Source organism: Streptomyces sp. NPDC101152 (genome assembly GCF_044768275.1).
In the GTDB taxonomy this organism is placed as follows: domain Bacteria; phylum Actinomycetota; class Actinomycetes; order Streptomycetales; family Streptomycetaceae; genus Streptomyces.
In genome coordinates, this window is sequence record NZ_JBIWPO010000003.1 from 1 (window position 1) to 22,310 (window position 22,310).

The window sequence follows — 22,310 nt, forward strand, 5'->3', positions numbered from 1 at the left end:
CCGCCCGGCCTCCAGCCGGATCCCTTCACGCGCAGCCCGCCGCTCAGCAGTCAGGCCCCCACCATCCGCGTACCGCATAACACCGGCATACCGCATGGATCACCCAACGTCACCACCCGAACGCAACCCGAAAAGGTCAGTAGGTAGCTGGTGAAGCGGCGACGACTGGCCGCCAGACCCGGGATGCGTTGCCGGGCCGTTCCGTGGCCCCAGACCGGTCGCATGATGGCGTGATGGGAAGCCGATCAGTGGCTCGGCGATGCGGTAGGTGGGACGCTTGTCGCGGAAGACGTCGGCATCCGGTGCGGCAGGCCGGCATCTCCGACGACCTCGGACACGGCGCCGGCTCACCCCGAGATCAGGACGCTGGTGATCTGGTTGGGCAGGAAGTCGAGTGGTCCGGTGTGCGCGCCGGTGGCGCGGTCGGCGCGGAACTGGCTCGGCGTACAGCCGACCATGTTCTTGAAGGTCCGGTCGAAGTGCGGTTGGTCGTGGTAGCCGGCCTGTGCCGCGGCCAGCGCCCAGGGCAGCCCGGTCTCCCGGTGCCGCAGGGCCTCCTGAAGTCGCAGTACCTGGGCGAGCGCCTTCGGGGTGGGGCCGATCTGCTGGCGGAACCTGCGTTCGAGCTGGCGGCGGCTCCAGCCGGTACCGGCTGCCAGGGCGTCCACCCGGATGCGTCCGCCGGTGCGGTGGACCTCGTCCCAGGCCCAGGCCACCTCCGGCGCGCAGCGTGGACCTTTCTGGAGCCGGTGCGTCAGTACGCGGTCGAGTAAGGCGAATCGCGACTCCCAGTCGGGGCGGTCGGCCAGTTGCTCGGTGAGCTGCCGGAGTTCACGTCCGACGAGGTCCTCAGGATCCAGGTCGAGCTCCGCCCACTCGGTCATGGGGACGGCGAAGACGCGGTATGCCGCGAGCGGCGTCAGCATGACCGTCACGCCGTACAGGAGCCCGTAGTGCTCACCGACGACCGACGTAGTGCGTACCCCGCTGGCAAGGGAGGCCACCAACGTGGCGCGCGTCGGTCTCAGCGCGTCGACGATCCGCAGAGAGGCACCGAACCCCAGCATGATCTTCACGACGCCGTCCGGCACCATGAGCCGGCGTCGCTGACTGCGGGGACCGAACCGGAAGCCGCGGTAACCGAGCACCTGCCCGCGAAGGGCGGGGGCGGCGGGACGGCAGGCCAGCTCGGGTCCGAGGTCCTCGAGGCGGGAGACCTCCGGGTGGCTCACGATTCCTCCATGTTTGAGTGATGGGCGCATGTCAACCATCGGGGAACATTACGCCGCCATGTGCGGGGCGTTGGCGGAACCCAGAGTCCGCAACAGGGGAGGGTCGGCGGCGCTGGAAGTGCTCGTGCCGTGTCGCATTCGTGCAATACGTGCATGGTGCGGACCCGCAAGTCTTCTCGCGGGCCCGGCCACGAGGCGCCGGGACGGCAGAGGGGAATCACGCATGGCCATCAAGCGACTTGCTGTTCTCCGCGAACCGCAGGGACGCCGCGGGCTTGCCGGCACCGACTGCCGGCACGAGACCAGGGAACGGCCGGCGACGAACCGGATGCGGACCGCGGCGAGGTCCAGCCTGCCCACATGCCTTCCCCTCTCGGCGGCCCGAAGGATCAGCGCTTCCTGGTCTTCTTCTTTTGCGGCGGGGTCCAGTCGCCTCGGTGCAACTGGCAACGGGAGCAGCCGATCATCGCCGGGTTCTGGCATCGTTTGCCGGTCCCCTAGCTGGTCTGGCCACAGGTGGTCACGGCCGGCACTCCGGAGGAGGTCCTGCTGGAGGTGGCCGCGTCCGGGCTGCGGGGACGCGGGATTCCGGGTGGCCCTTCTCGGCTCGGCGGGACCGGACCGCGCGGTGGGGCTCAGACCCGCTGGGGGACGACGGCCACCGGGCACGCGGAGTGGTGCAGCAGGGTGTGGGCGGCCCTGCCGAGTTGCAGACCGAAGTGACCGTGCCTGCGTTCGGCTCCGACGACAACCAGGTCGGCGTCGGTCGCCGCGTCGAGCAGAATGCGGTGGGCCGGGCCCTCGGCGGTGTGGCGGTGGACGGACAGGTCGGGGTGGTCCCGCACAGCCTCGCGCAGTGCGTCCTCCAACTCGGTGGAGGCCCGCTCGTCGAGAGCCTGGGCGGCGTCGTCCGCGACGAGAGGATGGTCGCGGTGCTCGTGGGCCGGGCGGCGCCATGCCCGGACGGCCGTCAGGGCGCAGCCGCGAGCCTGCGCCTCGCGGGCGGCGAACCGTACGGCGCCGGTGCGCTCGGCCGCGTCGCCGACGCCGACCACGATCCGGCCGAGGGACCCCCGGATGTTGGGGGGCGCACCCCGGACCACGACGACCGGGCACACCGCGCGCGCGGCCACGGCCAGGCTGACCGATCCCAGGAGCAGCCCGGACACCTCACCCCGCCCGCGTTCCCCCACGACCAGGGCGAACGCGTCGGGCGCAGCGCGCAGCAGGGCGGACACGGCGTCGTCGGGCAGGACCTCCTCGGACACCTTCACCTCCGGATCCCGGAGCCCGGCGCGTTGCGCGCAGGAAGCGACGATGTTCTGCGCCATCACCTCCCCGGCGCGACGACCGGTGGTGAACTGCGGCAGGGCACGCTCGTAACGCTCCCATCGGAAGGCGTGGACCAGCCGCAGCGGCAGTCCGTGCCGCGCCGCCTCGTCCACCGCCCAGTCCACCGCCAACACGCTGGAGTCCGATCCGTCGACGCCCACGACCAACGGGAGTTCCATCGCCGCCACCGCCTTCCCGTCCGGCTGCTGAGAGACTCCTGTGAATACCGTCGCACCGCCCGCGAGCCACCGCGACACAGGTGGTTGGCGTCCGGCGCGACACGCGGTTCAGGGACATCGTGCTGGCCCTGGCCGAGGGGACTGTCAGCGCCGTGCCGGTCGTGGAGGCCGACGGGCGGGTCGTCGGTGTGGTCTCCGAGGCCGATCTGCTGCCCAAGGAGGAGTTCCGGGAGACCTCACCCGGGCCGAGCAACTGCGGCGCTCGTCCGGCATCGCCAGGGTGGGAGCGGTGACCGCCGAGGAGGTCATGAGCGTCCCCGCCAGCATGGTGCGCCAGGACGTCACCCTGGCACACGCGGCCCGGATCATGGCCGTGGAGCACGTCAAGCGTCTGCCGGTGGTCGACGACGAGGGGCGGGTGTCCTACCTTTTCCCCGCGCTCAGTCACACGATCCACGTGTCCGCGCACGACGTGATCAACACCCTTCGTGGCGGAAGCGCCAGGGCTGTGCGTTGTGCATCGACGGGGCCGCGGTGGCGTCGGGGACCAGCGCCGCCACCTGCTCGTCGGACGGTGCTCGTGGATTCAAGGGACTCCCTCGTGAGTCGTCGCGCGTCCCCGTCCGGAGCGGCCTACTGGTCTGCTGCTGTGATCCTGCGGCCGGTGAGGCCAGTGGGGCGGATCGACACCCACATCTCGCGTTCGCCGCCCGGCCAGGGTGTGGTGTGGGCCCGCTCGGCCAGCCCGCGCACGGCGTCGGGTTCCGTGACGACGCTCGCGGGTCCGACGGCGAGCACGCTCCAGCCGCGGCTCAGGGCGTCGTCCACGTGGTCGACCTCGAAGGCGACCTCCGTCCCGACGGCCGCTGCGGGCAGCGAGTGGGGGGCTGTCCGGAAGGCGATGGTCTCCCCGACGACCTCGTAGTTGACCGGGACGACCGCCGGACGGCCGTCGGGCGACGACACCGCGACGCGCCCCACGCCGTGGGTGGACAGCAGGGCGCGGCACTCGTCCGGGCCGAGGTCCCGAAGCCGTGGATGCAGCAGCGCGTGTCCTTGGCCCGGTGGCAGGTCGATGCCTCCTCCGCGCAGAGCGGCGGCCGTCGTACCCAGTGCGTCGGCCAGTCTGATGAGGGCCGCCATGCTCGGGTCGGCGGGGTGTTCCTCCAGGTAAGCGAGGTAGCCGGGCGACATCCGCGCGCGGCGGGCCGTCTCCTCGCGGTCGAGTCCCTGTCTGCGGCGCTCGGCGGCCACGCGCCGGCCGATGTCACCGGGGGCGGCCGCACCCGTCGACGGGACTGGCCGGGAGGTTGCCTCCGCCTCGGCAGCGTCCGGTGCGGCAGGCACGTGAGCCGTCCCAGGCCCTCCGTGCTCCAGATGGTGGATGTGCGCGTCGGGCCCGGGGAACACGAGCGTCACCTCGTCCGTGTCCGACCAGCGCACGTCGTACGGCGGTGTGCCGTCCGTGTGATGGAGTCCCACGATTTCCCCATCGCGCCGGGCGGCGCCGGACTTCGTGCTTTCGATGACGAGCTGGTCGCCGAGGTGAGCTCGCATGGTGACCGCCCCTTCTTCCCGGATGGTGCTGTGCCTCGCGTGGGAATGCGGGCTCAGCCGGTGATCTCGATGCGCTGGGTCTGCCCCTTTTCGGTCTTGGGGACTCTGACCGTGAGGACGCCGTTGCTCAGATCCGCGCTGATGTGCTCGGTGTCGGCGTTCGGCGGCAGCGTCGCGCGGTAGTCGAAGTGGCCGATACGCCGGGTGTGCCGGCGCACCGCCCCGGAGTGCTCCCGCTGCTTGACCTCACCGTGGACGTCGAGCTCGCCCTCGGAGACCTCCACGGTGATCTGGTCCTTGTCCATACCGGGCAGCTCCAGCTCCACCAGGTAGGCGTCCTCGGCGTCCTCGATGTCGGCCATGGGCGCCCAGGGCTCGGTCCCGCCGAACGCGGGCCATCCGCCGCTGGTGAAGGCAGCGTGCATCAGCTGGTCCACCCTGGTGCGGAGGTCGTCCAGCTCACGCATGGCAGCCGGAAGCGCGCCGCTGGTGTGTCGTGCGGGGTGTGTCATGGGTGTTCCCTCCTCGGTTTCACGGACTTCGGCCCCGGATGGGGCCTTGTATGCGGTTCACAGGGACCACGGGGCGGTCTCCCGCGTGCTCGGCCGGGGTGCGCCCACTCCCTCGATGTCGCGCTCGGCGACTTGCAGCAGTTGCCCGGCCAGGTCGTTCAGCGCCCGGCCGGCCGCTAACTTGTCACCGATCTCCGGGACATCGGCGTCCGCCGGATGGCAGTGCGCGGCGCCGTGACCGGTGAGCTCCGTGGTGCCGGTGTCCAGCACCAGATGAGCCTTCGTCGTTCCGTCGTCGTCCTCGAAGAGGTGGAGACGGACCTTCCATTCCAAGGTATGCGGCATCGCTTTCCTCCTCATGTCGGTACCGACCGCTGTGACGCGAGCTGCTCCTCGATGCCGTGCCGGTCTGCGGCGCACCTCGCCCGGCACTCGGCGAGCGGGGGCCGCGCGGCGGTGCACCGACCGTTCTCCATCACCGTCTCCGGCAGCCGACGCCGTCGTCCGGTGGCCGCTCGTCGGCGAGAGCGATCACGTCCGCGTGGCCGGGACTGCGGAAAACCTGTTTGGGGCCGGGTGCCGTGACCTTCGCCGACGACAGCTTCATCACGGGGCGGCCGTCGAACGCCACCATCTTGTGCGCGGAGTCCAGATACGGTGCGTCGGCCGACACCCCGACGCGCGTGCCGACGGCGTAGGTGTCGATCGGTGCCCCGGCGCGCACCAGGTCGTCCACGGCGTACCCGTCGAGGCCGCCACTCGCGTCGATCCGCACGTCCGGCCAGGTGGTCCAGGGCGGACTCCAACCCGGCTGCGATCAGGAAGCCGCGCTCGGGAGGCAGACCACGGACGAACAAGCTGAACGTCGCCGGGAGGGTCATCCCCTCCCGCAGGTAGGACATCGCCATCGTGACTTCGTACAGATCGGTGGTCGTCGCGTCCGACATGGGTGTCACCTCCTCTGCTTGCGCGGTCTGCGTCCGGTCGCGGGCTCATCGCCGGCGGAAACGCGCGGACCACAGCGGCTCCGCCCACTCCCACTCGGCGTCCCACTGCGCGTACCTTCGGCGGTCCAGCAGCAGACGCGTGCCCGCCCAGAGGCCGTAGGACCCGAAGGCCATGCCGAACGCCGCCGCACCGCCCATGAACCAGCCGGTGGCCTTCGCGTTGAGCGTGCTCGTAGGCGGACTGGTGACGGTTCCGTTCCGGTCCACCCACACGCGCACGGCGGTGCCCTCGGACGTTCCCGGCATCACCAGGGCGGCTCCGGTCCGCACGACGCCGCCTGCGTCGGTCCAGCGGACCTGTGCCGGCTGCTTCGCCACGCTGTTCTTCTCACGCCTGACGTCCCCGGTCAGGCGGGCGGTGACCTCGTGCCGTTCGGCCGTCTGGGCCCGCACGGTGCGCATCGACGCCTCGTACGCCGTCATCCCCGCGCCGTAGGCGGCCACCGGCAGCCCCGCGACAAGGAGGATGATCAGAAGACGACGGAACCACCACTCGAACCTGTCGGACGGACGCCTCAACGGGTTCGAGCGTGGTGGCAGGTGCTCGCTGCGCGGCGAGGGTGAACCGGATGCGTACGGCGATCCTTGCGCGTTCATGGGTCGGCCTCCAGCGGGTCGCTGGTCGCTCCCCCGCCTCTGGTCCAGTTTCGGACACCGATGGGTCCGGGGCATGAGTCGAAGGTCCCTGGTGGACCGGCCCCCTGGCCCCGGGGAGCCGTCCCTCATGGCTGGGGCACGACCGCGACGGGACAGGGCGCGTAGTGCAGCAGCGCGTGGTTGATCAGCCCCAGTTGCAGGCCCATGTGGCCCTGTCCCTGGGCGCGCCGACGACCAGCAGGTCCGCCTCCGACGCCGCGTCCAGCAACGCCCGGCGGGCCGGGCCCTCGATCACCCGACGGGTCACCACGGGCTCGCCGGGCGACTCCGCCGCCTCAAGCAGCGCGTCGTCGGGTATCTGGGCCGGAGGGCGCCGGGGGACCTCCGGGACGTACCAGTTCGGCGGCGGAGGCACCGTGTGACGGCCGGGCCGACGGCTCCAGGTGTGCACCGGCACCAGGGGGCAACGCCGCACCCGCGCCTCCCGGCACGCGAACCGCACGGCCGTACCACTGCCTTCGCCCTCCTCGACACCGACGACGACCCTTCCGAACCGGCCCTGTCGGTGCTCCGCCGCGCCGCGCACCACCACGACCGGACAGTCCGCCCGCGCCGCCACGGCCAGGCTGACCCCGCCCAGCAGCATCCCGGCGAGGTCACCCAGCCTCCTGGACCCGAGCACCCGTGCGAAGGCGTTGCGCCCCTGGTCGACCAGGGCGGAAGCAGGCTCCTCCTGCACCACCTCGCTCGACAGCCGCACTGGGGAAGCACGTTGTCCGGCGCGGAGCGCGGCCGTCGCGATCGCGTCGGACGCCTCGGACTCCCCGGCGGCGGCATGCAGGAGGTCCAGCGGCACCCCGTGCCGGCCCGCCTCGTCGGAGGCCCGGTCCACGGCCTCCAGGCTCGCCTCGGACCCGTCGACGCCGACGACCGGGGGAATGGTCACCGCTCCGGTCCCCTCTCGTACCGGGTGCGCGTTCTCCGGGCTCCTCGTCCTCTCTGGTCCACATGCGCGCCGGACGGGATTGGGGTACTTCTCGAAGGGAGAGAACGCACCACGCCCGGCATGTCGACGTTCGGACCTGAGGCGCCACCGGACTCGGTCACCGTCATCCACCGTCATCTCCAGCTTCGTACGAGTCGGAGGCCGCCGCCATGCAGCCAGTCGTCACCGTGGGCCTGGACGGCTCACCCGAGAGCCTCTCCGCCGCCCGCTGGGCCGCCGACGAGGCCGAGAAGCGCAAGCTCACCCTGCGGCTGCTGCACGCGTGGCCGCTGCTGGCGCCGGAACCGGCCCTGATGCCTGGCGAAGTCGACCAGAACTACTGGGCGAAGCGTCTCGTCCACACCGCACAGGCGGAGCTGCAGACCCGCCATCCGGGCCTGACCGTCGTCGGGAGCCTGGTCCCCGAGGACGCCCGGGAGGCACTGCTCCGAGCGGCCTCGGATTCCGAGATGCTCGTGCTCGGCTCCCGGGGGCTGGAGGCCGTCGAGAGCTACTTCATGGGCGACGTCAGCATGCCGGTCGTGGCGCGTGCCGAGCGGCCGGTCGTCCTGGTCCGCGCGGAGCCGACGCAGGAGGGGCCGTCCCCCGCACCGGCGAGTGGCGTGGTGGTTGCGTTGAAACTGCGCGACTCCGGTGAGGAGTTGCTCGACTTCGCCTTCCACACCGCGGCGGCCCGGAACGTCCCCCTGCTGGCCGTGCACGGCCGCAGCGTGCCGCTCCACGCGCGCACGCCCTGGGGTGCGGACCACGAGATCACCGAGGAGATGAAGAAGGAGGCGCAGAAAGAGCTCAGCAGGGCGCTCCGACCCTGGCACGAGAAGTACCCGCAGGTGGAGGTGGACTACAGCATCCGTCTGACGAGCCCCGCCAAGGCCGTCGTCCAGTCCGCCGGGGGCGCCGCGCTGCTGGTCGTCGGCCGTCGCGCACACCGGCACGGTGTGGCGCCCCACCTGGGCCCCGTCGCCCACGCCGCCCTCCACCACGGACGCTGCCCCGTCGCCGTCGTCCCCCATGACTGAGCCCGGCCGTCCCTGCCACCGGCCGCCGCGGGCGGAGGTGTGCGAGACCCACAGCGCGATCCTCTTCTTCGCCGGCGACCGCGCCTACAAGGTCAAGAAGCCCGTGAACCTGGGTTTCCTCGACTACACCGAGCGGACAGCCCGCAGGGCGGCATGCGAACGCGAGGTCGCCATCAACCGCCGCTTCGCGCCAGACGTCTACCTGGGCCTGGGCGAGGTCTCGGCCCCTGAATCCGAGGCGCCGGAACCAATCGTGGTGATGCGCAGGATGCCTGCGGAACGACGACTGTCACGGCTGGTGCGCACGGGTGCCCCGCTCGACGACGTGCTGCGGACCGTGGCGCGGCGGCTCGCCACGTGGCACGCCGAGGCGCCCCGCGGCCGGGAGGTGGACGAACAGGGCACGCGGGACGCGCTGTCCTCTCGCTGGGAGGCGAGCTTCGCGCAGATCCGCGCACTGACCGGCGCAGGCTCCGTGCCCGACGGGGTCCGCGAGATCGAACGGCTGGTGCGCCGCTATCTCGCGGGCCGCGAGGGGCTGTTCGACTCCCGCATCGAGCAGGGGAGGGTGGTCGACGGCCACGGCGACCTGCTCGCCGAGGACGTCTTCTGCCTCGACGACGGACCCCGTGTCCTGGACTGCCTGGAGTTCGACGACCGCCTCCGGTACGTCGACGGTCTTGACGACGCCGCCTTCCTCGCCATGGACCTCGAACAGCTGGGCGCTCCGGAGGCGGCGGCTTTCTTCCTCGCCCGTTACGGCGAGTACTCCGGCGACCCGGCGCCCCCGTCGCTGTGGCACCACTACGTCGCCTACCGCGCGTTCGTCCGCGCCAAGGTGTCGCTCATCCAGGCGGGTCAGGGAGCGCCGGGCGCGGAGTCGGCGGCACGGCGGCTGGTCGCGACGGCCCTGCGCCACCTGCGCACCGCCGCCGTCGGACTCACCCTCGTCGGCGGGATGCCCGGCAGCGGGAAGTCCACCCTCTCCGGTGCGCTCGCCGACCGGCTGGAGGCCACCCTCCTCAGCAGCGACCGGCTCCGCAAGGAACTGGCGGGCATTTCCCCGGAGCGGTCGGCGGCGGCCGGCTACGGCGAGGGGCTGTACACCGCCGAGTGGACGGCACGGACCTACGCGGCGCTGCTGGACCGCGCCGCCATACTGCTGTCGGCCGGTGAGTCCGTCGTACTGGACGCCAGCTGGTCCACGGCGGAGCAGCGTACGGCTGCACAGCACGTGGCCGAGCTCACCAGTGCCGACCTGACGGCCCTCCACTGTCAGGTACCGGGCGAGGTCGCCGCGGCCCGCCTGAGCACCCGTGCCCCCGGGCCGTCCGACGCCGACCTCGACGTCGCCGCCGCCATGGCGGCGAGGGAGCCCGCGTGGCCCGAGGCCGTCACCGTCGACACCAGCGGACCGCTGGAACACGCCGTCTCCCGGGCACTGGCCGCCGTAAGACCATGGGGTACCGGCCAGGCGCCGGTCTTCCGCCGCCCCTACATGGAACCGGACTAGGCGGAAAACCGGAGGCCACCATGGGCGAACAGAGACCGCTTCCCCCCCGGGCGAGGCATGGCGAGCCGTGGCCGCGTGCTTCGCCTCGACCTTCAGCTGCTCGCACGCCACCACAGCCACCTGGCCCAGGACCGGCTCGGGACGCGGCTGCGCTTCACGGACGGCACCTCGGCCCGGGTGTACCGGGAAACCCGGCTCGGCAGCGGAGCCCGCGCCTTCGGGGTGCTCCTCGCCCGGGGGACCGGCTGCCGGACGCGACCGTGAGCGTCGGAGGACCTCCTCAACGGCTGCACGCGCTGCTGGCCCGCCCCGGAGTCCACCTGCTGCTCCAACGCGACGCGGACCCGCAGCCCGAGGTGGTGACCGGCCCTCAGGTCACCTTCCTCCGGCTGACGAACAGCCCCGGGCGCGGTCTGCTGTCCGTCCGGCCGGACGGCCACGTCGGCTTCCGCTGCGGGGCCGCCGACCCGGCCCGCGCTGACCGACTGGCTCTCCCTGGTCGGCGTTGTGGCAACCGCCTGAGCAGTCCGACGGGCCCAAGGCCCGGGTTGCCCGGGTGCCCGGCCGGAGCGACCGTTGAGTGGGGGGAGCGAGGGAGTGACTACCGTGCGAGCACTCGTCTACCACGGCCCGGGACAGATCTCCTGGGACACCGTCCCCGACCCCGCGATCGAAGACGCGACCGACGCGATCGTCCGTGTCGACGTCACCACCATCTGCGGCAGCGACCTGCGCATTCTGCGGGGCGACCTCCCCGAGGTGAAACCGGGCACGGTCCTCGGCCACGAGGCCGTCGGCGAGGTCGTGGATGTGGGAGGCGGCGTCCATCAACTGCGCCCCGGCGACCAGGTGATCGTGTCGGCCGTCTCGGCCTGCGGCCGCTGCCGGGAATGCCGCAACACCACGCTCGGACAGTGCAGCGCCGGCGGCGGGTGGATCCTGGGCAACGAGATCCACGGAACGCAGTCCGAACTGGTGCGGGTGCCGTTCGCCGACCACTCCACCCACCGCAGGCCGCAGAACGTCCCGCTCGACGAGGCGGTCCTGCTCTGCGATGTCCTGCCGACCGCCTACGAGGTCGGGGTACGCAACGGGCATGTGAGCCCCGGCGACACCGTCGTCGTGGTGGGTGCGGGGCCGGTCGGACTCGCGTCGGTGATCATCGCGCGGCTCTACTCGCCCCGCCGGGTCGTGGTGGTGGACCTGTCCGCCGCGCGGCTCGAGGCGGCCGCGCGTGTGGGCGTCGACGCCGCGGAGCTGCCGGGGAAGGTGATCGCCGACCTGTCCGAGGGGCCTGGAGCCGACGTCGTCATCGAGGCGTCCGGAGAACCGGACGGCTTCGGCTTGAGTACCCGCGCCGTCCGCACCGGAGGGCACATCGCCAACATCGGCGTGCACGGCAAGCCGGTCACGCTGCATCTCGAATCCCTCTGGCGCAAGAACGTGACCATCAGCACCGGCCAGGTCGACACGTCCTCCACACCATGGCTGCTGGGGCTCATGAGGTACGGCGACCTGCCCGTCGCCGGGCTGGTCACCCACACCTTCCCCCTGGACCGGATGGAGGACGCCTACGAGGCGTTCACCCACGGCACCACCACGGGCGCCCTGAAGGTCGTACTGCACCGCTGACGAGAGATCGGGGCAGTGCCGGGAGGAGCACCGATGCACTGGGAAACCATCCTCAAGGACACCGAGCCCGCGGTGCCGCCGCTTCTCGGCGACTACGACCTGACCCGCTCGGCGTTCACGTGGTCGCAGGCGCGTAACGAGCTGGCCGGGCTTCCCGGCGGCGGCCTGAACATGGCCCACGAGGCGGTCGACCGGCACGTGGCTTCGGGCAAGGCGGACAAGGTCGCGTTGAGCTGCGTGGCCCGGGACGACTCCGTCTCCACCGTCACGTACGCCGAACTGGCCCGCCGTACCGCCCGCTTCGCGAACGTCCTGAGGTCGCTCGGCGTCGGCCACGGGGACCGGGTTTTCACGCTGCTCGGGCGCTGCCCCGAGCTGTACACGACGGTGCTGGGCACGCTGAAGAACACCAGTGTCCTGTGTCCGCTCTTCTCCGCGTTCGGCCCCGACCCGGTCCAGCAGAGGCTGCGTCTCGGCGACGCGCGGGTCCTGGTCACCACCGCGGACCTCTACCGGCGCAAGGTCGCCGAGCGCCGGGCTTCGCTGCCCGGCCTCGACCACGTCCTGATAGTCGGCACCGGCGCCGCGGAGCTGCCCGGCACCGCCTCCTTCGACGACCTGTTGTCCACCGCCCCCGACGCCTTCGCCATTCCGCCGACGTCCCCCGACGACATGGCCCTGCTGCACTTCACCAGCGGCACCACCGGCACGCCCAAGGGCGCGGTCCACGTCCACGAGGCAGTCGTGGCCCACTACGCCACCGCCGCCTACGCACTCGACCTGCATCCCGAGGACGTGTACTGGTGCACCGCCGACCCCGGCTGGGTCACCGGCATGTCGTACGGCGTCATCGCCCCTCTCGTCCACGGCGTGACGGTGGTCGTCGACGAAGGCGACTACGACGCTCGGCGCTGGTACCGGATCCTCGGGGACGAACGCGTCACCGTCTGGTACACCGCCCCGACGGCCCTGCGCATGCTGATGCGCGCCACACCGCGCCAGGGCCCCTACGACCTGCCGCGCTCACACGACCTCTCCGCCCTCCGCTTCATCGCCTCCGTCGGCGAGCCCCTCAACCCGGAGGCCGTCGTGTGGGGCCGGGACGTGCTGGGCCTGCCGGTGCACGACAACTGGTGGCAGACGGAGACCGGCTGCATCATGATCGCGAACTTCGCGGCGTGCGAGATCCGGCCGGGCTCGATGGGACGGCCGCTGCCGGGCGTCGAGGCGACCGTGCTGGAGCAGGGCGAGGACGGCCGGGCCCTGGTCATCGACGGCAGGGTGACGCAGGTGAGCGCCCCCGGCGTCGAGGGCGAGCTCGCGCTGCGACCGGGCTGGCCGTCGATGTTCCGCGGGTATCTGCACGACAAGGAGCGATACGACGCGGCGTTCGCGGACGCCTGGTACCTGACCGGCGATCTGGTGCGCCGGGACACCGACGGCTGGTACTGGTTCGTGGGACGCGCCGACGACGTGATCAAGTCGGCGGGGCATCTCATCGGCCCGTTCGAGGTGGAGAGCGCGCTGATGGAACACCCTCTGGTGGCCGAGGCGGGGGTGATCGGACGACCGGACCCTGTCGCCGGGAACGTCGTCAAGGCGTTCGTGTCCCTGCGCCCGGGGGTGGAGCCGACCCCGGACCTGGAGCGGGAGCTGCTCGGCTTCGGGCGCCGCAAGCTGGGTCCCGCCGTCGCTCCCCGGGAGATCACATTCGACCAGAACCTGCCCAAGACCCGCAGCGGCAAGGTGATGCGCCGACTGCTGCGCGCACGCGAACTCGGCCTGCCCACCGGCGACCTGTCCACGTTGGAGGGATCCACATGAGCCTGGCCCGCCCCAGCCGTACCCGTACCCCGACGCCCCGGAAAGCCGTCAGGAAGTCCACGAAGACCGCGAAGGCCGGGCCCGGCGCGGACACCGGGCACCGCAGCGACCTGCTCGAGGCGATGCTGCGCATCCGGCGTTTCGAGGAGCGGTGCGTCGAGCTGTACAGCGCCACGAAGATCCGCGGCTTCGTCCACCTCTACATCGGTGAGGAGGCCGTCGCCGTCGGCGTCAACGAGGCGCTGACCCCTGAGGACGCGGTCGTGGCCACGTACCGCGAGCACGGCCACGCCCTGGCTCGCGGCATCAGCGCGGAGGCGGTCATGGCCGAGATGTACGGCAGGACGACCGGGTGCAGCGGGGGCCGGGGCGGGTCCATGCACCTGTTCGACGCGAGCCGGCGTTTCTACGGCGGCAACGCCATCGTCGCCGGCGGGCTTCCCCTGGCCGCCGGCCTCGCGCTCGCCGACCGTATGCGCGAACAGAACCGCGTCACCTGCTGCTTCTTCGGCGACGGGGCGTTCGCCGAGGGCGAGTTCCACGAGACGGCGAACCTCGCGGCCCTGTGGAACCTGCCCCTGCTGTTCGTGTGCGAGAACAATCTCTACGCCATGGGCACGGCTCTGGAACGGCACCAGGCGCAGACCGACCTGGCGATGCGCGCCACCTCCTACGGCATGGTCGCCTGGTCCGTGGACGGCATGGACGTCGAGGCCGTGGAACAGGCCGCCCGGCGGGCCGTCGAGGGCATCCGGACCGGCACCGGCCCGCACTTCCTGGAACTGCGCACCTACCGCTTCCGCGCCCACTCGATGTACGACCCCGACCGCTACCGTGACAAGGCGGAGATCGAGCGGTGGAAGTCCCGCGACCCGATCACCCTGCTCATGGACCGCATGCGCGCGAGCGGCGCGCCGGTCGACAAGGACGTCGCCCGGGTCGAGCAGCGGATCACCGCCGAGATCGACCACGCCGTCGAAGCCGCCGAACAGGCGCCGGAGGAACCGGTCGAGAGCCTGCTCCGGCATGTCACCAGCGCCCCCGCGGAGACGGTGAGCTGACCATGGGCACCAAGACGGCGGCTGGGACGACGACGTACCGGGAGGCCATGCGCGAGGCCCTGCGGGAGGCGCTGAGCTCCGACGACCGCGTCTTCCTCATGGGGGAGGACGTGGGCCGCTACGGCGGCTGCTTCGGCGTCAGCCTCGGTCTGCTGGAGGAGTTCGGCCCGGAACGCGTCCGCGACAGCCCTCTGTCCGAGTCCGCGTTCGTGGGCGCCGGGATCGGCGCCGCCCTGGCCGGGATGCGACCGATCGTCGAGATCATGACCGTCAACTTCAGCCTGCTTGCCCTCGACCAGATCCTCAACAACGCCGCCACTTTGCTGCACATGTCGGGCGGGCAGCTTCCGGTACCGCTGGTCATCCGCACGACCACGGGCGCCGGACGGCAGCTCGCCGCGCAGCACTCGCACAGCCTGGAGGGCTGGTACGCGCACATCCCCGGCATCCGCGTCCTCGCACCCGCCACCCTGGAGGACGCCCGCCACATGCTCGCACCGGCGCTCGCCGACCCCGACCCCGTACTGATCTTCGAGCACGGCAGCCTCTACAACGTCTCCGGTGAACTTCCGCCGTCCGCCGGACCGGTGGACCTGGACCACGCCGCGATCCGCCGTCCCGGTACCGACATCACCCTGATCACCTACGGGGGTTCGCTGTCCAAGGCCCTCGCGGCGGCGGACGAGCTGGCCGCCGAGAACATCGACGCGGAAGTGCTCGACCTGCGCACGCTCCGCCCCCTCGATGTCGCTGCCATCACCACCTCCGTCACCCGTACCCACCGCGCCGTGGTCGTCGACGAGGCATGGCGTACGGGAAGCCTGGCCGCCGAGGTGTCCGCCCGGATCGCGGAGGACGCGTTCTACGAACTGGACGCTCCCGTCGAGCGGGTGTGCAGCGCCGAGGTCCCGATACCGTACGCCCGGCAACTGGAGGAGGCCGCCCTGCCGCAGACCGCCGACATCGTCGCGGCAGCCCACCGGGCGGTGGACTGACTATGGCCGAGTTCACCATGCCGTCCCTCGGCGCCGACATGGACGAGGGCACCCTGCTGGAATGGCTGGTGCAGCCGGGTGACCCCGTCCACAAGGGCGATCCGGTCGCGGTCGTCGAGACCGCGAAGTCGACAATCGAGGTGGAGTGCTTCGAGACCGGGACCATGGCGGAGCTGCTGGTCGATCCCGGTGCGACGGTGCCGGTGGGCACACCACTCGCGGTGATCGGGACGTCGGGGGAGGACGGAGCGAGGAAGCCCAGGAAGCGGACGGCTCGCCACGCACGGAAGAAGAGCGAGCCCACCGAGCCGGCGCCGGCTTCGCCGCGCCCTTCGCCTCCACCGTCTGCCCCTCCTCCATCACCCGCAGCCGAACCAGAGCCCATGCCCGCAACGCCCGTCCCGGCCGCCACACCCGCCACGGTGCTGCACCCCGGCCACCTCGAAGCGGGTCCCCTGCTCCGCCACCTCGCGGAGCACAGTGGCGTCGATCTGGAGGCGCTGCGCGGCACCGGACCGGGAGGACGCGTCACCCGGGCTGACGTAGAGAAGGCGGCGGCTGCCAGGTCCGCCGCTCGGCCGCCGCGCGCGCGGGCCACCCCGCTCGCCCGGCGGCTCGCCGCAGAGCTCGGGGTCGACCTGACCACGGTGGCGGGGACGGGAACGGACTCGGCTGTCCGTGCCGCGGACGTGCGGCAAGCCGCGCCCGGTCCGGCCACACCGGTCGCGCCACCGCGCGCGGACGCGCGTCCTGCCGTTGAACGCCACGCCACGGTGCCGCCGTCCGATGACCGGGCAGCGACCATGCGCCGAGCGATCGCCGCCCTGATGAGCCGCGCCAACCGGGACATCCCCCACTACTACCTGTCCACCACCGTGGACATGGCCGCCTCGATGAACTGGCTGCGCGAGCACAACCGGCATAGCCCGGTCGGCGAACGACTCCTGCCGGCGGCCCTGTTGCTCAAAGCGGCGGCACTGGCCGCTCGGGAGGTCCCCGAACTCAACGGTTCCTGGACCGACAACCACTTCACGGCCGGTGAAGGGGTGCACCTCGGGGTGGCTGTGTCCCTGCGCGGAGGAGGGCTCGTCGCCCCCACACTGCGCGACGCCGACGCTCTCGCGCTCCCTCAGTTGATGGCCGCGCTGAAGGACATGGTCACCCGGGCCCGGACGGGCAGGCTGCGCGGCTCCGAGGTGTCCGACGCCACGATCACGGTCACCAATCTCGGCGACCAGGGCGTCGAAAGCGTCTTCGGCGTGATCTACCCGCCGCAGGTGGCCCTGGTCGGTTTCGGCCGGGTCGTCGACCGGCCATGGGCCGTCGACGGCCTGCTCGGCGTACGTCCCGTGGTCACGGCGACCCTCTCCGCCGACCACCGCGCGACGGACGGCGCCGTCGGCGCCCGCTACCTCACGGCCGTCACCCGACTCCTGCAGAACCCGGAGCAGCTGTGAACATTAACCGAACCGAAGCACTCGACATGGTCAGGGAGTCGATCTCCCGTGTCGTCCCCGGCGCGGACGTGGCCGCCCTAGGGCCCGACGACGCGTTCCGCGACGTGCTGGAGATGGACTCCCTCGACTTCCTGAGTTTCGTCGAGGTCCTCAGCGAACGGTCCGGCGTCCGGATCGAGGACGAGGACACGACCCGTCTGACCACGCTGTCCGCCGGTGCCGACTTCCTCCTCGCCCACTCCCGGCCTCCGCGCTGAGCGGAACCCGGGTGCCGCGGTGGGATGGAAGAAGACCGATCCGGCGGTCACCGTGCCGGATCCCCCGAGGTGTGCCATGAACCACTCCGCACTCGCAGCGCGACTGCACCGCCTGACCGCCACAGGAGTGTCCCGACGGCTGGAACCCGTCCTCCTGATCGTCACGACGGCCGCCCTCGCCGGCGGCGGCATCGCCTGGCTCGTGGACGGCCCCAACCTCGCTGACCTGCTCTGGGCCCTGGGTACCGTGGCCGTCGTTGTCCCCGCGGTGTGGTGGGTTCCGGTCGCGTTGCGGCGCGGGCAGGCGCGCGTGGACCTGAGGCCGTACTCGCGCTCGGCGGGACCCTGACCGTGGGTGAAGCACCTGGCCGGTGCCCTGATCGCGCTGATGCTCGCGACCGGGCGCACTCTGGAGGCCGCGGCGCAGCGGCGCGCCTCCCACGACCTGCGGGCCTTGCTCGCACACGCGCCGCGCTCGGCCCACCGGCACGGGCCACCGTGCCGCTGGCACAGGTCGTCGTCGGCGACCTGCTCGGCTCTTGCGGTCGACCGGCGTTCCCCGAGGCCAGCGCCACCATGAGCCGCGCCACACCGAGATCGAACGCCTCTCGCGGCGCATCGCCACCCACCTCGAACCGGCCCGCGCCGACGGCGGCCTGGCCCCCGAACAACTCGACGACCTGCGTTCCTGTCTCTACGGCCGAAACACCGTCCTGCGGCTGCACTTCACCCAGGAGGAGAACCACTTCTCCCTCGCCCCGTGAGGGCGCCCCACGAAGGCTCCGGTGCCTGCGACGACGGACCGACGGGGCGGACGCCGGCGGCTCACACCGCCACGATGGCGTCGACGACCTCGACCACGTCGTCGATGTCCCGTACCGGGGCGAGCAGTTCGGGTACGAGGTCCTTGTCCAGTCGACCCTTCAAGGTCACCACGCCGTTCCTCACGGTCACTTCGACGGCACGCGGATCCACCAGATACCGTACGACCAGGGACTCGACCTCGGCCTGGATCTCGGTGTCGTCGCGGATCAGGGCGCGCAGCAGGTCCTGTCGGCTGACCACGCCGACGAGCCGGCCGTGAAGGTCGGTCACGGGGAGCCGCTTCAACCGCGCGTGGGCGGCGGTCCACGCCGCGTCCGACACGCGCTCCGACGGGTGGACGGTGACCGGTGGGAAGGTCATCAGCGTGGCCGCCGTGTCCCCGTGGCTCTTGTCGTACAGGCGGTGCTGCCACAGTCTGCCGACGCGGCCGTGCCGCCGCGGCTCCGCCATGACGGCGGCCTTGGCCAGCAGGTCCGACTCCGAGACGACACCGATCACGTGGTCGTCGGCGTCGACCACCGGCACGGCGTTCACCTGCTCACGGGCGAGTGTGTGCGCCACGTCGAGGAAAGGCATGTCGCCGGGGACGGAGACCGCGGGCACGTGCATGACGTCGCGAACGCGGGGCACGGCCAGTGTCCGGGAGGCCGGGGCCGAAGGCTTGGGCGTCGACCCCTCCACGGCGGAATCGGGCGCTTCGGTGCCCCGTGCCGACGCGGCGCCGGCGACGGCCGCGAGATACCGGCGCAGCGCGTCCTGGCGCGGTTCCTCCTGCGGTGTCCAGGGGCGGCCCGGCATGGTACGGCGGGCTTCCTTCTCCGCGGAGCGGTGCTCGGAGTCGCTCACGGCTGCCTCCCGGGGATGCCGTACACCTACGAGGTCAGTTTCGCATCGATCGACAGACGCGGCCTCCGGGCCGAACGGCCCCGCCTGCGGGCCGTTCGGCCCGGCGCGACGCGACACGTCATCGCCTACCAAGGACACTGGGAAGCGGGGACTGGGCCCCTTGAGGTGACTTCATGACGGGATTCCGGGACTTTCTGACACGGTTCCGACCGGTGGCATCACCCGGCCGGGCGGCACCCGGTGGTGTCCCCGCGGACCATTCCGCCGAACTGCGCGCGGAACTCGCACGGCCGCTGGCCCTGCTCGAACAGACGGAAGCGGAGGCCCGGAGCGTGCGCGAGCGCGCCGACGCCGCCGCCGCAGCACGCCTGCACGAAGCCCAGGTCCTCGCCGAGGAAATCGTGTCCGAGGCACGTGAGGAAGCCCGCCGGACGCGGGAGCGGGCCGCCGAGCGGTCGCTGCGTGCCGCCGAGGCCGAGGCCACGGAACTGCGTGCCGGTGCGGAACGTGAGGCGGCCGCGGTGCTCGACCGGGCCAGGGTCCGGATGCCCGCGTTGACCGAGCGGGCGCTCACGCTGGTGAGGGCGGACATCACGGCGGAGCCGGAGCCCTCCCCGTCACCGGAGGCGGGTTCCTGATGGGCGCCGGCTGGGTGGCCGGAGTAACCCGGGCGCGGGCTCTGCGCACCAGACGCCTGGGGCCCGAGAGTATCGGGAAGGTGGCCGCGTCCCGCACCCTCGACGATGCTCTGCGCTATCTGGCGGCCACCCCGTACCGGCACGACATCAACCCCGGTGCGACACCGGCGGAGGCGCAGCGGGCGGTCTCGGCGGCGCTGCTGTGGCATCTACGGGTCCTCGCGGGCTGGCAGCCCGCCACCGGCGCCCAGGCCGTCCGGGCACTCGCCGCGGGCTTCGAGATCTCCAACACCGAACATCACCTGAGCGAGATGGTGGTTGGCCCGGAACGGCCCCATCCCCCGCCCTACCGCCTGGGCGCACTGGCGATCGCCTGGACCCGGCTCGCCCGCACCCGCACACCGTCGGAGCTGCGCACCGCGCTGGCGGCCTCCGACTGGGGCGACCCCGGGGGCGACTCCCCCGCCGCACTCGCCACCGGCATGCGGGTCTCCGCCGCCGTACGCCTCGCCACCGCCGTTCCCGACGCGGCGCCCTGGGCGGCGGCCCGGCTCGTCCTGCTGTTCGGCCGCGAGGTGTTCGTCGTCGGGCGCCGGTTGCCGGACGTCTCCGTCCGGCGCGCCTCCCGCCTGCTCGGCCCGCGAGCGGTGAGCGCGGGGTCGTACGCGGACTTCCGGCAGGCACTGCCCGCCGACACGCGCCGGGTACTGGACGACGTGGACCAGGCGGCCGACCTGTGGCGGGCGGAGGCACGGTGGTGGGACGCGGTCGAGCGGGATGGCCGGGAACTGCTGCGCACGTCCTCCTTCGGTCTGGGGCCGGTGGTAGGGGCCGTGGCCCTGCTGTCGGCCGACGCGTGGCGCACGCGCGGCGCGCTGGAACTGGCCGCCCGGGGTGGTGGCCCCGGTGACTGGACGGCGGCGGAGGCGCCCGATGGTCCGGGCTGAGGCGGCGATCCCGGTCCGGATGCGCCGGGTGGCCCTCGTGGCCCCCGAGCGGGTGCTGCGGGAGAGCCTGGTGCGGATCGCCGAGGCTGGCTGCGTGGAGATCGACCTCGCCGGGGACGGCGGTCCGGAAGTCCGCGGGCCCGCGGCCACGCGTCTGCAGCGGTTGCGTGCCGAACCCACACGACCGGTCCTCAGCGGGATTCCGCCCGATCTGGACGTCTTGGAACGGGAGGGCAGAACGGACCTGCTGGCAGGTGAGGCGCAACTGGAGGAACGCCTCCTCAGCGCCGTCCGGCACGGCGAGGTCGCCGCACTGGCCGGGTGGTGCCCCGACACGGCGGTGGGGACCACGGCGGCGCGCGTCGCGGGTGCCGGAGGAGCGCTGGTGCCGTTGCGGGCTCCGCGCGGCGTCGATCCGCCGACCCTGCTGACGGGCGCCCGCCCCGCACCTCCGGGCAGGCCCGTGCGCCGCTCCTTCACGCCGCTGGTCAGTACCTACGGGACTGTGCCCTACGCGGACGTGGACCCGACGCTCCCGGCGGGAATCGTCTACGTGGTGATGTTCGGTCTGATGTTCGGCGATGTCGGGCACGGGCTGCTGCTGGTCGTCGTCGCCTTCCTGCTGCGTGCGGGCCGGCCGCGCCGGGCGGCGGCACTGCGCCCGCTGTGGCCGTTCGTGGCCGGGGCCGGGCTGGCCGCCATCCTGGCCGGGGTGGCGTACGGCGAGTTCTTCGGTCCGACCGGGGTGCTGCCCGTGCTGTGGCTCGAGCCACTGGAGGAGCCGATGCGGCTGCTGGGCACCGCCGTCGGGCTCGGTGCGGTGCTGCTGGCCGCCGCCTACGCCGCCGGGATCGTGAACCGCTGGCGGGAGGGCGGACCGATGCGGGCCCTGTACGCGACCACCGGCATCGCGGGAGCCGCGCTCTATCTGGGCCTCGCCGTCGTCGTCGGTGCCCTGCGGCTGGGCCGGATGCCTTACGCGGTGGTGGGGGCCGTGATCGCCGTCATCGGTCTGACGCTGGCCGGCGCCAAGCTGTACGCGGACACGGCGGGTGGTCCGGGCGGCACGGTGCAGACCGGAATCCAGCTCTTCGACGCGGTCGTCAGGATCGGCTCCAACGTGGTGTCCTTCGCACGGCTCGCGGCCTTCGGCCTGACCCACGCCGCGCTCGGCGCGATCGTCTGGGACGGTACGAGGGCCCTGGTGAGCCGGGGGCCGGTCGGCTTCGTCGCCGCGTCGCTGGTGTTCCTCGTGGGCAACGCGCTGACCTTCGCGCTGGAGGCTCTCGTGGCGGGTGTTCAGGCGCTGCGTCTGGAGTTCTACGAACTGTTCTCCCGGCTCTTCGAGGGAGAGGGGCGCCCGTTCAGGCCCTGGCGGCTGCCCGTCGAACAGGTTCCGGGGCCGGTCCCGGCCGGGGTGAGTGTCGGCCCCGGCCCGGTGCGGAAGGAGCTGTCGTGATCACCTGGTTCTTGGCGCTGCCCCTGGTCCTGGCGGGTTTCGTCGCCGTGCGGCTCGTGCTGCGGCGTTCGGGCCGCAGGGCCCTGTGGTGGACGGTCGCCGCCGACGCCGTGCTCCTCGTGGCCGCCACCGTGGTGCTGACGCTGGCGCTCGGCGGCGGATCCGCGCAGGCCGCCACCACGGCGGCCAAGGACTCAGGGTCGGGCTCCGCGGCCCTGATCGGCGCGGCGATCGCGGTGGCGGGCGCGACGATCGGGGCGGGTGTCGCCGTCGCCTACACCGGTGCGGCCGCCCTCGCGGCGCTCAGCGAACGGCCCGAGCTCTTCGGCCGGGCCATGGTCATCGTCGGCCTGGCCGAGGGCATCGCCATCTACGGGCTGGTCGTGGCGGTCATTCTGATCGGGAAGGCGTGACC

Annotated in this window: 23 protein-coding genes and 4 pseudogenes; 16 read left to right on the plus strand and 11 right to left on the minus strand. The window is 72.3% G+C overall.

From position 1 onward, the window contains the following. Positions 1-347 precede the first annotated feature (347 nt). Positions 348-1,232, minus strand: a complete 885-nt coding sequence (locus ACIRVK_RS04660; RefSeq protein WP_404243924.1) for a helix-turn-helix domain-containing protein — start codon at positions 1,230-1,232, stop codon at positions 348-350. A gap of 635 nt (positions 1,233-1,867) precedes the next feature. Next, positions 1,868-2,743: a universal stress protein gene (locus tag ACIRVK_RS04665; protein WP_404243926.1), complete on the minus strand. Its 876-nt coding sequence runs from the start codon at positions 2,741-2,743 to the stop codon at positions 1,868-1,870. 80 nt (positions 2,744-2,823) lie between these two features. Between ACIRVK_RS04665 and ACIRVK_RS04670 the strand changes: the two genes are divergently transcribed. Next, positions 2,824-3,036: a CBS domain-containing protein gene (locus tag ACIRVK_RS04670; RefSeq protein ID WP_404243929.1), complete on the plus strand. Its 213-nt coding sequence runs from the start codon at positions 2,824-2,826 to the stop codon at positions 3,034-3,036. Between the two features lie 183 nt (positions 3,037-3,219). Here ACIRVK_RS04670 and ACIRVK_RS04675 read toward each other — a convergent pair whose 3' ends face one another. From ACIRVK_RS04675 to ACIRVK_RS04710, 8 genes and pseudogenes are all read right to left on the minus strand, one after another. Next, positions 3,220-3,333 (minus strand): nitroreductase family protein, encoded by a 114-nt coding sequence (locus ACIRVK_RS04675; protein ID WP_404243930.1) that lies wholly within the window; start codon positions 3,331-3,333, stop codon positions 3,220-3,222. A gap of 43 nt (positions 3,334-3,376) precedes the next feature. Beyond that, complete coding sequence (locus ACIRVK_RS04680) at positions 3,377-4,300, minus strand: DUF1918 domain-containing protein (RefSeq protein ID WP_404243932.1); 924 nt, start codon at positions 4,298-4,300, stop codon at positions 3,377-3,379. A gap of 53 nt (positions 4,301-4,353) precedes the next feature. Then, positions 4,354-4,812, minus strand: coding sequence for an Hsp20/alpha crystallin family protein (locus tag ACIRVK_RS04685; protein ID WP_404243934.1), 459 nt, complete (start codon positions 4,810-4,812; stop codon positions 4,354-4,356). Between the two features lie 57 nt (positions 4,813-4,869). Beyond that, on the minus strand, positions 4,870-5,157 hold the full coding sequence (locus ACIRVK_RS04690) for a DUF1876 domain-containing protein (RefSeq protein WP_404244253.1): 288 nt from the start codon (positions 5,155-5,157) through the stop codon (positions 4,870-4,872). A 62-nt stretch (positions 5,158-5,219) separates the two neighbouring features. Beyond that, a pseudogene (locus ACIRVK_RS04695) lies at positions 5,220-5,593 on the minus strand (nicotinate phosphoribosyltransferase); the annotation flags it as partial. A gap of 58 nt (positions 5,594-5,651) precedes the next feature. Next, positions 5,652-5,759 (minus strand): annotated as a pseudogene (locus ACIRVK_RS04700) (hypothetical protein); the annotation flags it as partial. 45 nt (positions 5,760-5,804) lie between these two features. Next, on the minus strand, positions 5,805-6,416 hold the full coding sequence (locus ACIRVK_RS04705) for a hypothetical protein (protein ID WP_404243936.1): 612 nt from the start codon (positions 6,414-6,416) through the stop codon (positions 5,805-5,807). Between the two features lie 125 nt (positions 6,417-6,541). After that, positions 6,542-7,362: pseudogene (locus tag ACIRVK_RS04710) on the minus strand (universal stress protein). A gap of 209 nt (positions 7,363-7,571) precedes the next feature. Between ACIRVK_RS04710 and ACIRVK_RS04715 the strand changes: the two are divergent. The 11 genes and pseudogenes from ACIRVK_RS04715 (at position 7,572) to ACIRVK_RS04765 (ending at position 17,944) form a co-directional block, all read left to right on the plus strand. Further along, positions 7,572-8,441, plus strand: a complete 870-nt coding sequence (locus tag ACIRVK_RS04715) for a universal stress protein (protein WP_404243938.1) — start codon at positions 7,572-7,574, stop codon at positions 8,439-8,441. Further along, the gene (locus ACIRVK_RS04720; protein WP_404243940.1) at positions 8,434-9,954 is read left to right on the plus strand and encodes an AAA family ATPase; all 1,521 of its coding nucleotides are present in this window, start codon (positions 8,434-8,436) and stop codon (positions 9,952-9,954) included. The genes ACIRVK_RS04715 and ACIRVK_RS04720 overlap by 8 nt, the downstream gene beginning before the upstream one ends. A gap of 75 nt (positions 9,955-10,029) precedes the next feature. Then, the gene (locus ACIRVK_RS04725) at positions 10,030-10,218 is read left to right on the plus strand and encodes a hypothetical protein (protein WP_404243942.1); all 189 of its coding nucleotides are present in this window, start codon (positions 10,030-10,032) and stop codon (positions 10,216-10,218) included. 342 nt (positions 10,219-10,560) lie between these two features. Continuing rightward, positions 10,561-11,586 (plus strand): alcohol dehydrogenase catalytic domain-containing protein, encoded by a 1,026-nt coding sequence (locus ACIRVK_RS04730; protein WP_404244254.1) that lies wholly within the window; start codon positions 10,561-10,563, stop codon positions 11,584-11,586. 33 nt (positions 11,587-11,619) lie between these two features. Then, positions 11,620-13,410, plus strand: a complete 1,791-nt coding sequence (gene acsA / locus ACIRVK_RS04735) for an acetate--CoA ligase (protein WP_404243944.1) — start codon at positions 11,620-11,622, stop codon at positions 13,408-13,410. Then, positions 13,407-14,471: a pyruvate dehydrogenase (acetyl-transferring) E1 component subunit alpha gene (pdhA, locus tag ACIRVK_RS04740; RefSeq protein ID WP_404243945.1), complete on the plus strand. Its 1,065-nt coding sequence runs from the start codon at positions 13,407-13,409 to the stop codon at positions 14,469-14,471. The genes acsA and pdhA overlap by 4 nt, the downstream gene beginning before the upstream one ends. Positions 14,472-14,473: 2 nt before the next feature. After that, complete coding sequence (locus tag ACIRVK_RS04745) at positions 14,474-15,466, plus strand: alpha-ketoacid dehydrogenase subunit beta (RefSeq protein ID WP_404243947.1); 993 nt, start codon at positions 14,474-14,476, stop codon at positions 15,464-15,466. Between the two features lie 2 nt (positions 15,467-15,468). Beyond that, positions 15,469-16,923: a 2-oxo acid dehydrogenase subunit E2 gene (locus ACIRVK_RS04750; protein WP_404243949.1), complete on the plus strand. Its 1,455-nt coding sequence runs from the start codon at positions 15,469-15,471 to the stop codon at positions 16,921-16,923. Continuing rightward, entirely contained in the window at positions 16,920-17,180 is a 261-nt protein-coding gene (locus ACIRVK_RS04755; RefSeq protein WP_404243950.1) for an acyl carrier protein, read from the plus strand. The genes ACIRVK_RS04750 and ACIRVK_RS04755 overlap by 4 nt, the downstream gene beginning before the upstream one ends. A 76-nt stretch (positions 17,181-17,256) precedes the next feature. Then, positions 17,257-17,714: pseudogene (locus ACIRVK_RS04760) on the plus strand (heavy metal translocating P-type ATPase); the annotation flags it as partial. A 5-nt stretch (positions 17,715-17,719) separates the two neighbouring features. After that, complete coding sequence (locus tag ACIRVK_RS04765) at positions 17,720-17,944, plus strand: hypothetical protein (protein ID WP_404243951.1); 225 nt, start codon at positions 17,720-17,722, stop codon at positions 17,942-17,944. Positions 17,945-18,005: 61 nt separating this feature from the next. On the opposite strand, the gene ACIRVK_RS04770 is transcribed toward ACIRVK_RS04765, so the two are convergent. Further along, positions 18,006-18,851: a CBS domain-containing protein gene (locus tag ACIRVK_RS04770; protein WP_404243952.1), complete on the minus strand. Its 846-nt coding sequence runs from the start codon at positions 18,849-18,851 to the stop codon at positions 18,006-18,008. Between the two features lie 212 nt (positions 18,852-19,063). On the opposite strand from ACIRVK_RS04770, the gene ACIRVK_RS04775 reads away from it, so the two are divergent. The 4 genes from ACIRVK_RS04775 to ACIRVK_RS04790 are packed head-to-tail and all read left to right on the plus strand — an operon-like array spanning position 19,064 to position 22,308. Further along, complete coding sequence (locus ACIRVK_RS04775; RefSeq protein ID WP_404243953.1) at positions 19,064-19,489, plus strand: hypothetical protein; 426 nt, start codon at positions 19,064-19,066, stop codon at positions 19,487-19,489. Next, positions 19,489-20,436, plus strand: coding sequence for a V-type ATPase subunit (locus ACIRVK_RS04780; protein ID WP_404243954.1), 948 nt, complete (start codon positions 19,489-19,491; stop codon positions 20,434-20,436). The genes ACIRVK_RS04775 and ACIRVK_RS04780 overlap by 1 nt, the downstream gene beginning before the upstream one ends. Then, entirely contained in the window at positions 20,423-21,895 is a 1,473-nt protein-coding gene (locus tag ACIRVK_RS04785; RefSeq protein WP_404243955.1) for a V-type ATPase 116kDa subunit family protein, read from the plus strand. Before ACIRVK_RS04780 ends, ACIRVK_RS04785 begins: the two co-directional genes overlap by 14 nt. Beyond that, the gene (locus tag ACIRVK_RS04790; RefSeq protein ID WP_404243956.1) at positions 21,892-22,308 is read left to right on the plus strand and encodes an ATP synthase subunit C; all 417 of its coding nucleotides are present in this window, start codon (positions 21,892-21,894) and stop codon (positions 22,306-22,308) included. Before ACIRVK_RS04785 ends, ACIRVK_RS04790 begins: the two co-directional genes overlap by 4 nt. Positions 22,309-22,310 lie beyond the last annotated feature (2 nt).